The following is a 12,255-nucleotide window of genomic DNA, read 5'->3' on the forward strand; positions in this document are numbered from 1 at the left end:
TAGGAATAATTATCAATTAGAAATAATGCCGTGAAGCCATTTTAGAATATGCTGTCAGTCAGCAAACAGTAGAACTCAAATTTTAGGCATAAAAAAACGGCATACAATGTATGCCGTTTTTGTCAGAACCGTGGTTAACCAGCCAAAGACAAATTAACACGATCGCGTAATTCTTTACCTGGTTTGAAGTGAGGAACGTACTTGCCGTCCAACTCAACCTTGTCACCAGTTTTAGGGTTGCGACCTACACGGGGAGCACGGTAATGCAACGAGAAGCTACCAAAGCCACGGATCTCAATACGATCGCCCTCTTCGAGGGTGCCCGCCATGTGCTCAAGGATATCCTTGATTGCATCTTCTACCTGTTTGGCAGAAAGATGTGTTTGTTGACTACATAGCCTTTCAATTAATTCAGACTTTGTCATAAACACTCCGGTTTTTAGTATGTTTCTCAATAGTATAACCGTTTAGGGAGAAAATGCTAAAACGCTTTTTCTCCCTAAGCTCAATTACTCGCCTTTAGCTGCTTTGAATGCATCAGCCATAGCGCTACCGAACGAAGCATCATCTTGCTTGTTCAGAGTAGCCATTGCTTCTTGCTCTTCAGCAACATCTTTAGCGCGTACAGATAGGTTGATTACGCGGTTCTTACGGTCAACGCCTGTGAATTTAGCTTCAACAGAATCGCCAACAGAAAGAACTAGAGTTGCGTCTTCAACACGGTCAACAGATGCTTCAGAAGCACGTAGGTAACCTTCAACGCCTTCAATTAGCTCAACTGTTGCGCCTTTCGCGTCAACTGCAGTAACAGTACCGGTAACTAGAGCACCTTTCTTGTTAACTGCAACGTAGCCGTTGAATGGGTCTTCTTCGATTTGCTTAACGCCTAGAGAGATACGCTCACGCTCTGCGTCAACTGCAAGAACTACTGCAGAAATTTCGTCGCCTTTCTTGAAGTCACGAACTGCGTCTTCACCAGAAACATTCCAAGAAATGTCAGATAGGTGAACTAGACCGTCGATGCCGCCTTCAAGACCGATGAAGATACCGAAATCAGTGATAGACTTGATCTTACCAGTTACTTTATCGCCCTTAGCTTGCATTTCTGCAAATGACTGCCATGGGTTAGCTTTACACTGCTTAAGACCTAGGCTGATACGACGACGTTCTTCGTCGATATCAAGAACCATAACTTCAACTTCGTCGCCCACGTTAACAACTTTTGATGGGTGGATGTTTTTGTTAGTCCAATCCATCTCAGAAACGTGTACAAGACCTTCAACGCCTTCTTCGATTTCAACGAAGCAGCCGTAGTCAGTTAGGTTAGTTACGCGACCAGATAGCTTAGTGCTTTCTGGGTAACGCTTAGCGATTGCAACCCATGGATCTTCGCCAAGTTGCTTAAGACCTAGTGATACGCGAGTACGCTCACGGTCGAACTTAAGAACTTTAACGTTGATTTCGTCACCAACATTAACGATTTCACTTGGGTGCTTAACGCGTTTCCAAGCCATATCAGTAATGTGTAGAAGACCGTCAACACCGCCAAGATCAACGAAAGCACCGTAGTCAGTAAGGTTCTTAACGATACCTTTAACTTCCATGCCTTCTTGTAGAGATGCAAGTAGCTCATCACGCTCAACACTGTTTTCAGATTCGATAACTGCGCGGCGAGAAACAACAACGTTGTTGCGTTTCTGATCAAGCTTGATTACTTTGAACTCTAACTCTTTGTTTTCAAGGTGAGCAGTGTCACGAATTGGGCGTACGTCTACTAGAGAACCTGGTAGGAACGCACGGATGCCGTTAAGTTCAACTGTGAAGCCGCCCTTAACTTTACCGTTGATGATACCAACAACAGTTTCAGCATCTTCGTAAGCTTTTTCAAGCTGGATCCAAGCTTCGTGACGCTTAGCTTTCTCACGAGAAAGTTTAGTCTCACCGAAACCGTCTTCGATCGCGTCAAGAGCAACATCTACTTGTGCGCCGATTTCGATTTCTAGTTCGCCAGCAGCGTTCTTGAATTCTTCAGCAGGAATAGATGACTCAGACTTAAGGCCTGCATCAACAAGAACGTAACCGTTCTCGATAGCGATTACAGTACCTTTAACGATCGCGCCTGGGCGTGTTTCGATTTCGTTTAGAGACTCTTCAAAGAGTAAAGCAAAAGATTCAGTCATTATTTAATCTTCAATTTGATAAACAACCATGGGTATCCTACCGCATGGGGTTGATATAAAAGTCAGTTATCTTCCTTGACACCGACGCCGCCTTGCTGATTATTCAACAAGACAATTTTTGTTCAATATAAGCGAGAGCTTGTGCTGTCACTTCCTCTATCGAAAGTTCAGTAGAGTCTAGCACTAAAGCATCATCAGCGGGACGTAGAGGAGCAACCGCACGGTTACGATCTCTATAATCGCGTTCTTGAATCTCGCCTAAAAGGGTGACAAAGTTAACATCTATGCCTTTATTTTGCAACTGATTCATACGACGATTAGCACGTTCTTCCGCACTCGCATCAAGGAAGATTTTCACCTCCGCTTGAGGGAAAACAACCGTGCCCATATCGCGACCATCAGCCACTAAACCTGGCGCTTCACTAAATGCACGTTGGCGACGTAGCAATGCTTCACGTACACGTGGAAGCGCTGCAATTTTTGATGCTGCATTTGCAACATCTTGCGTGCGTAAAGTGGGGGATACATCCTCACCTTCTAAGATCACTTTCACCAAGTCACCTTCAGCGACAAACTGCACATCTAAGTGGGCAGCCAGCACAACTAACGCTTCTTCTGACTCAAGATCAACACCATGATGCAGAGCAGCAAGCGCTAGTACGCGATAAATAGCGCCAGAATCTAAAAGATTCCAACCTAACTTGTCAGCTAAAAGCATACATAATGTGCCTTTACCTGCACCGCTGGGGCCATCAACCGTGATTACTGGTGAATGTGTAGACATAGAGTATCTCCGAATATTTTCACAATCGTTAATATTAATCGCTTAATTTTGCATAGCAAAAAAGCAGCAACAACAAAGTTAAGCCATCAATCAAACGGGCGCAGATTATACGTGATTTTTTTGTAAAGGGGCAGAAGAAAACAGTCGCTTTAGAAGAGGAAAATGTCAGCTGAAGAAAAAACACCCATATCTTGCGGCATGGGTGTAATTATTGATTATTTTCTTATGCTTATTTTAAATGCAATTATTGATTGGCTAGACCTTCTAACTTATCAAAGTAATCAGGGAAGGTTTTAGATGTGCACTTAGGATCATTGATCGTCACTGCCGTATCACTTAGTGCCACCAATGAAAAACACATAGCCATGCGGTGATCGTCGTAAGTATCAATCGTTGCGTGGGTCAACTGCTGAGGTGGCGTAATAGTAATGTAATCATGCCCCTCTTCGACTTCAGCACCCACTTTACGGAGTTCTGTTGCCATTGCTGCTAAGCGGTCAGTCTCTTTCACACGCCAGTTGTACACATTACGGATCGACGTTGTGCCATCGGCAAATAACGCGGCTATCGCAATCGTCATCGCGGCATCTGGAATATGATTAAAATCAAGATCTACAGCCTTAAGTTCACCGCGACGAGCAATAACATAGTCATCACCCCACTCAATTTCAGCCCCCATTGCGGCAAGTGCGTCAGCAAACTGCACATCACCTTGAATGCTTTTTTTACCTATCCCTGTCACTTTAACTTCACCGCCTTTAATAGCAGCGGCAGCTAGAAAATAAGAAGCAGATGATGCATCACCTTCAACTAAAAAGTCACCAGGTGCTTGATAAGTCTGTCCTGCGGACACTACAAATTCTTGATAATCACGGTTTTCAACCGACACGCCAAATTGCGCCATAATTTGCAGTGTAATATCAATATAAGGCTTAGAAACAAGATCACCTTTAATACGAATGACCGTGTCTTGTTCTGACATTGGTGCAGCCATTAAAAATGCAGTTAAGAACTGGCTAGAAATCGAACCATCGATTTCAACTTCTCCACCCTTTAAGCCAGTACCTTTAATGGCTAGTGGTGGGTAATTTTCATTTTCCAAGTAGCGAACATCAGCACCAGCAGCACGCAGTGCATCAACAAGGTGACCAATTGGACGCTCTTTCATGCGGGGCTCACCCGTTAGAACAAACTCCCCGCCACCTAAGCATAATGCAGCAGCTAATGGTCGCATTGCTGTACCCGCATTGCCTAAATATAGTTCAAGGGCTTTTTCTGGCTGAAAAGCGTGACCTAAGCCGTCAACTATACATTCAGTTTTATCTGCAGATAATTGATATTGCACACCCAGAGATTCAAGAGCATTAAGCATATGACGAATGTCATCGCTATCCAGCAAGTTAGTTAAGCGAGTTTGTCCCTGTGCTAACGCTGCCAATAACAAAGCTCGGTTCGAGACACTTTTAGAACCAGGTAGGTTCACTACACCATTAATCCGTTGAATTGGCTGTAACGTTAAACTTTCCATTGCTTCTCTGATCATCCTAAATATTATGCGTTCTTGCAGATTAGCGAATAATGTGACGAGATACCAGCACCAATGCATCACCTAACTAGTACAACGTTCATCGCAGAGCCTCTAAACCTATTATTGCTCTGCTTATTCAATTCATTACTGCCTATTGTTGAAGTTAACAATAACATTCATCGCAGTTTTTATTGCAATAGCGCTTCTTTAAATCAATTGCTCACGAATTAGATTGGCACCTCAGTAACTTCATTGTATATATACTCTTAAAACGCACTTATTAGAGTTAAAGGCTTTATATGACAGCAGAAACACCTAAAGTGGGCATAGGGATTATTCTGGTAAATAATAAAGGGCAAGTGCTGGTAGGTAAGCGCAGAAATAGTCATTCACCGTACTATTCTATTCCTGGTGGCCACTTAGAAATGGGCGAAACTTTTGAGCAATGTGCCACGCGTGAGATGATTGAAGAAACGGGCGTTCACATTCACAACCCACAAGTTATCGCTATCACCAACAACTTAAAGACCTATCAAGAATCTGGACTGCATTACATCAGTATCGCTTTATTAGCGACTGAATATACTGGTGTTCCTGAATTAAAAGAGCCTGATAAGTGCGATGGTTGGATCTGGGTGGACCCTAGAGCCCTTCCCCAACCTCACTTCGATGCGAGCGAACAGTCTATCGCTTGTTATTTAAATAACGTCATTTGTCTCAGCGCCTAACCAATGCCCATGCCAACGTCTCGCCAATTTACGGTTCGTCCAGCCGTTGAGGATGATTATGAATTCCTGTTTGATTTAAAAAAACAGTCTGAGTTCGAACCTATTACGGCAGTCTTTGGCTGGGATGAATCTATACAAAGAAAGATTCATGCAGAAGAGTGGCTCGAAGAGCGCCCTTTAATCATTGAGTCAAATGGCAAAGCGATTGGTAGTTACTTAGTGCAGCACCAAGGCGATAAACTCTATTTCTGCCGATTCTTTATTTTACCGTCCTATCAAGGGTTCGGTATTGGCTCTCAAGTTCTAGGTATTGCAATTAGACAAGCGCGGCAACAGCAACTACCGTTAACGCTCAGTTACTTACAAGGTAATCGTGTCGGGGCGCTCTACAAGCGTTTGGGGTTCATTCAAACCAGTGAAGACAAGCAGCTTGTCTATATGCGTTATCAGCACGAGAACTAACCATTCCCACAATAATGCACACATAAAAAAGCAGCCATATTCGGCTGCTTTCTTTTGATACTATTGAAGCAAAGATCTATTATGCATTTGCTTGCTCAAAGGCTTTCATAAAATCAACGAGCGCTCGCACACCTTCAATTGGCATCGCGTTATAAATAGATGCACGCATCCCCCCCACAGCTCGATGCCCTTTCAGTGCAACCAAACCAGCAGTATCGGCTTGTTCTAAAAATAAAGCATCAAGTTCAGGGTTCTTCAGCTGAAAAGGTACATTCATTAACGAACGGTTGTCGGCGTGTACATCGTTACGATAGAAATCCGAGTGATCAATGAAGTCATACAGCACTTTTGCTTTGGCTTCGTTGCGCTGTTGCATCTCTGCTACACCACCAATGCTTTTCAGCCATTTGAAAACTTCACCTGCCAAATACCAGGCAAACGTAGGTGGAGTATTAAACATTGATTCTTTATCCACCAGCACCGAGTAATCTAAAATGCTAGGTAAAATTGTTTTCGCCTTGCCCAGTAAATCGTCACGCACAATCACCAGTGTTAATCCAGCGGGACCAATATTCTTTTGTGCGCCAGCGTAAATCACACCGTATTTGGACACGTCGATTTCACGAGACAAAATGGTAGATGACATATCTGCGACAATCGGCTTATCTGTTTCAGGCAAGTCACGGATTTCAATCCCATCGATGGTTTCATTCGGGCAGAAATGCACAAACGCAGCATCGTCAGACATTGGCCACTCTGATGCTGGTAAGATCGCTTTCTTACCATCGCGCACACACGTGATATCAACATTATTCGGTGAGCAGTATTTCTTTGCTTCAGCGACAGCACTGTGAGCCCAATAGCCGCCATCCATATAGTCTGCTGATGTAGCATCACCCAGCAAGTTCATCGGTACCGCCGCAAACTGACCACGTGCACCACCATGGCAAAATAACACATGGTAGTTTGCAGGAATTGCTAGTAAATCACGTAGATCTTTTTCCGACTGTTCCGCCACAGCAAGAAACTCTTTGCTGCGGTGGCTAATCTCCATCACAGACGTGCCTAAACCATTCCAATTAATGAGTTCTTCCTGAACCTTTTTTAAAACTTCCGCTGGGATCATCGCTGGGCCAGCGCAAAAGTTATAGACTTTTTCCATGATGAAAAGTGTGCTCCTGCTATCGGTTATATTAATACTCACACTAGGATTTGGTTGAGTGTGATAAAGATCAATATCTTCGTTTTACACCTTTGAGACAGCGCTGAAAAGCCCTAGCCCAATAATTTCACGAAAAAACTCACCATAAGCCTTTCATCTCATAGCGAATTTTATTTAGATATAAAAAAACGCAACCCGTAGGCTGCGCTTTTATTAGTGATTCGAACTAAGAAGATTACTCTTCGTCAGTTGATTCATCTTGCTCTGAATCAGATTCAGGTTGTTGTGGCTGTTCAGCATCAGACGCTTGGTCTGCTGCTACTTCACCTTCAACCACTGTTGCTTCACCGTCAATAACAGCGTCGTCATCCAGCATTACTTCTTCAGGCTCATCGATACGTTGTAGACCAACAACAAGCTCATCTTCCGCAGTTCGGATCAGCGTTACACCTTGAGTGTTACGGCCAACACGGCTCACTTCAGAAACACGTGTACGAACCAGAGTACCACCATTGGTGATCATCATGAATTCGTCACCGTCTTCAGCTTGAACGGCACCAACTACTTTACCGTTACGCTCAGAGACTTTAATCGATACAACACCTTGTGTTGCACGGCTCTTCGCTGGGTATTCATCCAATGCAGTACGCTTACCATAACCGTTTTCAGTTACTGTTAATACGTCACCTTCATTGTGCGGTACGATTAGCGAGACAACTTTGTCGCCATTCGCTAGTTTCATACCACGAACACCCGCAGCTGTACGGCCCATACCACGTACTTGTTCTTCAGAGAAGCGAACAACTTTGCCTGCTTCAGAGAACAGCATGATTTGGTCTGTGCTGTTAGTTACATCAACGCCAATCAGTGAATCACCATCACGTAGGTTAACCGCAATGATGCCGGCACTACGAGGACGACTGAAGTCAGTCAGTGGCGTTTTCTTAACTGTACCGTCTGCTGTTGCCATGAATACAAACTTATCAGCTTCGTATTCTTTAACAGGCAAGATAGCGGTAATGCGTTCACCTTCTTCTAATGGAAGAATGTTAACAATTGGCTTACCACGTGCAGTACGGCTCGCTAATGGTAACTGGTAAACTTTTAGCCAGTACATACGACCACGGCTAGAGAAGCACAGAATCGTATCATGGGTATTGGCTACTAGAAGACGCTCGATGAAATCTTCATCTTTCATGCGTGTTGCAGCTTTACCTTTACCACCACGACGTTGCGCTTCGTAATCATTTAGCACTTGGTACTTAACGTAACCTTCGTGAGATAGTGTTACGACTACATCTTCTTGTGTAATTAAATCTTCAAGATCGATGTCGTGGCTTGCCGCTGTAATTTCTGTACGACGTTCATCGTTAAACTGCTCTTTAACAGCGTGTAGTTCTTCACGAATAACTTCCATTAGACGTTCAGAGCTACCCAAAATTAGAAGTAGTTCTTCAATAATGTCTAGAAGACCTTTGTATTCATCAAGGATCTTCTCATGCTCAAGGCCGGTCAAACGGTGCAGACGAAGCTCAAGGATCGCTTGTGCTTGCTGTTCAGTTAAGAAGTATTGACCACCATGAATACCATACTGAGGTGCTAACCACTCAGGACGTGCAGCATCACTACCAGCACGTTCAAGCATTGCTGACACATCACCAAGCTGCCAAGGTTGAGCCAGAAGGCCTTCACGTGCAACTTGTGGTGTTGGTGCTTTTTTGATTAATTCAATAATTTCATCGATATTAACCAAAGCAATTGCTAAACCTTCAAGAAGGTGGGCACGCTCACGCGCTTTACGCAATTCAAAAATTGTACGGCGTGTCACCACTTCACGGCGGTGATTCACGAAGCACTTCAGCATATCTTTTAAGTTAAACAGCTTAGGCTGACCATGGTCTAGAGCAACCATGTTGATACCGAATGTTGTTTGTAGCTGAGTTTGTGAGTACAAGTTATTCAAAATAACTTCGCCCACAGCATCGCGCTTACATTCAATAACAATACGCATGCCGTCTTTATCAGACTCATCACGTAGTGCGCTGATACCTTCAACCTTCTTATCTTTAACAAGCTCTGCGATCTTTTCGATCAAACGTGCTTTGTTAACTTGATAAGGGATTTCAGTAACGATAATAGTTTCTTTACCGTTCTTTTCAGCTTCGATTGTAGCCTTGGCGCGCATGTAAACTTTACCGCGGCCAGTATGGTAACCATCGATAATGCCTTTACGGCCATTAATCAATGCTGCTGTTGGGAAATCAGGACCAGGGATGTAATCCATTAGCTGATCGATAGTGATGTCTTCATTATCGATATAAGCAAGACAGCCGTTGATCACTTCACCCAGATTATGCGGTGGTATGTTTGTAGCCATACCCACGGCAATACCCGATGAACCATTCACCAATAAGTTAGGTACTCGAGTTGGAAGAACAGCTGGGATTTGCTCTGTACCATCGTAGTTCGGTACATAGTCAACAGTGTCTTTATCTAGATCTGCCAAAAGTTCGTGGGCAATTTTTGCCATACGAATTTCGGTGTAACGCATTGCCGCTGCGGAGTCACCATCAACGGAACCGAAGTTACCTTGACCGTCGACTAACATGTATCGCAGTGAGAATGGTTGAGCCATACGTACAATAGTGTCGTATACAGCGCTATCACCGTGTGGGTGATATTTACCGATAACGTCACCTACCACACGGGCAGATTTTTTATATGCTTTGTTCCAGTCATTGCCTAGCACATTCATCGCGAATAATACGCGACGGTGCACAGGCTTTAGGCCATCACGCACATCCGGAAGAGCACGACCAACGATAACTGACATCGCATAGTCGAGGTATGAGCCTTTCAGCTCCTCTTCAATGTTTACGGGCGTGATCTCTTTTGCAAGATCGCTCATTGAGCCAATATCCCTCAGGTAATTTCTGTCGTATTTTTATACGTGCAAGGTGCGAGAATATAGCATATTTCCGTAAAAATAGGCATACCTTTCACACTTTATGTTGTGAGTAATGGAGCAGTTTAGTCTAAAAGAGCGAGTAAATATCAATCGATTAGTTAACAAACTCATACTTCAGCGTAAAAACACATTCTACAAACCTATCTCAACCTCAAAATATAAAAGAAAGTGATACCAATTGTAAAATTGAGATGCGCTCGCTTTTTATACAAAAACATTCACTTGTCACTTTTTTAAAAAGCAAAAATAAGATCGCTGTCACCATCAAAATAATTAAGCCCAGTAGAATCAACCAGGCAATACCAAACAAGGTGAATAACCCGATAGTCACTTGGTGAGAAACACTTCGTTATAATCACCCAGTCATAATCCGTTGGTATACAGCCTGACTGGTAATGCGTGCTCTACGTAATGTTCACGTTAATTATTGAGTGAGGTTGTTATGTTGGGATCTGCAATTAATACTATTGGGCTTTGCATCATTGGTGGTAAATACATTTTAATGCTCATTCTTGCCGCTATGACTGCATTTTCAGGATCGATCAATCCCGATGCCTTTTCATTTGTTATGGCAGAAATATCACAGTAGCCATTTTTATATCGGTATCAGTGCCGGTTTCTGCTGTCTGTTTTACCTTCAGCGGGAAGCCACATTGTGACTTCCCCTATTTAATTCCACTTCTATCCCCCATCTCGCATCTAACTATTTCAAGTCGCTAACAATTAGCTATAATGCGGCCACCGATTATGGACAAATGGCACGAAGCATGACCAAACCGTTAAATGTCGATCCGGCAGAAATCAGTAAATTTGAAGATATGGCCTCACGCTGGTGGGATCTGGAAGGTGAATTCAAACCCCTTCACGAAATCAACCCACTACGATTAAATTACGTGATTGATCACGCTGATGGCTTGTTTGGTAAGAAAGTGCTCGATGTTGGCTGCGGTGGCGGTATTTTAGCTGAGAGCATGGCAGTCGAAGGTGGTGAGGTTACTGGCCTTGATATGGGAAAAGAACCGCTTACTGTTGCTCGTCTGCACGCCTTAGAAACGGGCACTAAGCTCGAGTATGTGCAATGCACCGCAGAAGAACATGCAGAACAAAATCCAGAAACTTACGATGTCGTCACTTGCATGGAAATGTTAGAGCATGTGCCAGATCCGGCCTCAGTGATTGCAGCCTGTGCAAAAATGGTTAAACCTGGCGGCCATGTCTTTTTCTCGACATTAAACCGTAACGCTAAATCATATTTATTTGCCATTGTCGGTGCAGAGCAGTTACTTAAGGTTGTTCCGAAAGGCACACACGATCACAGCAAATTCATTCGCCCTTCAGAAATGATGGCAATGATAGATCAAACACCGCTGCAAGAACGCCATATTATCGGCCTGCACTATAACCCACTAACCAACAACTATTGGTTGGGCAGTAATGTCGATGTGAACTACATCGTGCATACAGTGAAACCAATGTAGTTTCAGTATAACAAGATCATTATCTGATCACTTAATCATTGTTAAAGTGATCAGATACTTACCCCACTTATTCTAAAGCTAGCTATTCTTATTAAAGCGACGCTGCCTATTCACTTACGCCTTTCATGTTTATCAGCGTTGGTTCGCCTCTCTTAGCGCCTTACTTTTTCTATTACGCGAATAAGGGTGAGTAGCTGGTTTACTTTGATAAGGATATTGCTATGCCCCAACCTATTGAAGGTGTACTCTTCGATCTTGACGGTACATTACTCGATACCGCGCCAGATATGGCACTTGCGGCCAATAAAGTCCTTGCGAAGCATGGCATACCTCCACTCCGTAATCATCAAATTCAAGCAAACACCAGTTTCGGCGCTAAAGGCCTGCTAGAAGCCGGATTTGATGGAATTCCTGACCACCTCGATTTCCTTTCGCTCCGTCAAGAATTCCTCGACTATTATCAGCAAAGCATTTGCATCAACACCCGTTTTTATCACGGAATTGAACATCTTCTTTGCAGTTTGGATCATCATGGTATTCCTTGGGGTATCATGACCAATAAACCGGCCTTTCTAACAGAGATGTTACTCCCCTTTTTCCCGTTACTTCAACGCGCCAAGGCCGTTGTCTGTGGTGATACTCTCCCGCTTGCGAAACCGCATCCAGAACCCTTACTGTACGCCAGTGAGTTAATAGCAACCCCTCATACACGGTGTGCTTATATCGGGGATATTGAAAAAGACATGATTGCCGCCAACGCCGCCAACATGCAGGGCTTTGTTGCAAGTTGGGGTTATATCGGAGAGCACCATTTCCCTGAACAATGGAACGCGGCAGGTATTCTGCCGACTCCGCAAGATATACTCACTTTATTGCTTAAATAAATACCACCAAAACAGACACTTTTTGAGCGTCTTTTTCGTCTGACAACCATGGTTTTATTGCTGTCACATAAACACATCTGA

General features: G+C 43.6%; 11 protein-coding genes. 5 read left to right on the forward strand and 6 right to left on the reverse strand.

The genetic code is table 11. From position 1 onward, the window contains the following. Positions 1-134 precede the first annotated feature (134 nt). The 4 genes from ihfB to aroA form a co-directional block, all read right to left on the reverse strand. Positions 135-425 carry an integration host factor subunit beta gene (gene ihfB / locus ASV53_RS18520; RefSeq protein ID WP_062688635.1) on the reverse strand — a complete coding sequence of 97 codons (291 nt, stop codon included), beginning with the start codon at positions 423-425 and terminating at the stop codon, positions 135-137. An 84-nt stretch (positions 426-509) separates the two neighbouring features. Next, a complete protein-coding gene (gene rpsA, locus ASV53_RS18525; protein WP_094958180.1) occupies positions 510-2,180 on the reverse strand; it encodes a 30S ribosomal protein S1 in 1,671 nt (556 codons plus the stop codon). A 103-nt stretch (positions 2,181-2,283) separates the two neighbouring features. Beyond that, complete coding sequence (gene cmk / locus ASV53_RS18530) at positions 2,284-2,964, reverse strand: (d)CMP kinase (RefSeq protein ID WP_062688632.1); 681 nt, start codon at positions 2,962-2,964, stop codon at positions 2,284-2,286. 244 nt (positions 2,965-3,208) lie between these two features. Beyond that, positions 3,209-4,492: a 3-phosphoshikimate 1-carboxyvinyltransferase gene (aroA, locus tag ASV53_RS18535; RefSeq protein WP_094958181.1), complete on the reverse strand. Its 1,284-nt coding sequence runs from the start codon at positions 4,490-4,492 to the stop codon at positions 3,209-3,211. A 299-nt stretch (positions 4,493-4,791) separates the two neighbouring features. On the opposite strand from aroA, the gene ASV53_RS18540 reads away from it, so the two are divergent. Then, entirely contained in the window at positions 4,792-5,220 is a 429-nt protein-coding gene (locus tag ASV53_RS18540) for a nucleotide triphosphate diphosphatase NUDT15 (RefSeq protein ID WP_094958182.1), read from the forward strand. A 9-nt stretch (positions 5,221-5,229) separates the two neighbouring features. Beyond that, on the forward strand, positions 5,230-5,682 hold the full coding sequence (locus ASV53_RS18545; protein ID WP_094958186.1) for a GNAT family N-acetyltransferase: 453 nt from the start codon (positions 5,230-5,232) through the stop codon (positions 5,680-5,682). 79 nt (positions 5,683-5,761) lie between these two features. Here the strand turns inward: ASV53_RS18545 and serC are convergent, their stop codons facing one another. Then, entirely contained in the window at positions 5,762-6,844 is a 1,083-nt protein-coding gene (gene serC, locus ASV53_RS18550) for a 3-phosphoserine/phosphohydroxythreonine transaminase (RefSeq protein WP_094958183.1), read from the reverse strand. A 235-nt stretch (positions 6,845-7,079) separates the two neighbouring features. Beyond that, positions 7,080-9,752: a DNA topoisomerase (ATP-hydrolyzing) subunit A gene (gene gyrA / locus ASV53_RS18555; RefSeq protein WP_062688617.1), complete on the reverse strand. Its 2,673-nt coding sequence runs from the start codon at positions 9,750-9,752 to the stop codon at positions 7,080-7,082. A 502-nt stretch (positions 9,753-10,254) separates the two neighbouring features. On the opposite strand from gyrA, the gene ASV53_RS25540 reads away from it, so the two are divergent. From ASV53_RS25540 to ASV53_RS18565, 3 genes are all read left to right on the forward strand, one after another. After that, positions 10,255-10,401 carry a hypothetical protein gene (locus ASV53_RS25540; RefSeq protein WP_164488542.1) on the forward strand — a complete coding sequence of 49 codons (147 nt, stop codon included), beginning with the start codon at positions 10,255-10,257 and terminating at the stop codon, positions 10,399-10,401. A 178-nt stretch (positions 10,402-10,579) separates the two neighbouring features. Further along, positions 10,580-11,290, forward strand: a complete 711-nt coding sequence (gene ubiG / locus ASV53_RS18560; protein ID WP_094958184.1) for a bifunctional 2-polyprenyl-6-hydroxyphenol methylase/3-demethylubiquinol 3-O-methyltransferase UbiG — start codon at positions 10,580-10,582, stop codon at positions 11,288-11,290. Positions 11,291-11,511: 221 nt separating this feature from the next. Next, positions 11,512-12,174 carry an HAD family hydrolase gene (locus tag ASV53_RS18565; protein ID WP_094958185.1) on the forward strand — a complete coding sequence of 221 codons (663 nt, stop codon included), beginning with the start codon at positions 11,512-11,514 and terminating at the stop codon, positions 12,172-12,174. Positions 12,175-12,255: the final 81 nt, after the last annotated feature.

The organism is Photobacterium sanguinicancri, assembly GCF_002265265.1.
Taxonomy (GTDB): Bacteria; Pseudomonadota; Gammaproteobacteria; order Enterobacterales; family Vibrionaceae; genus Photobacterium; species Photobacterium sanguinicancri.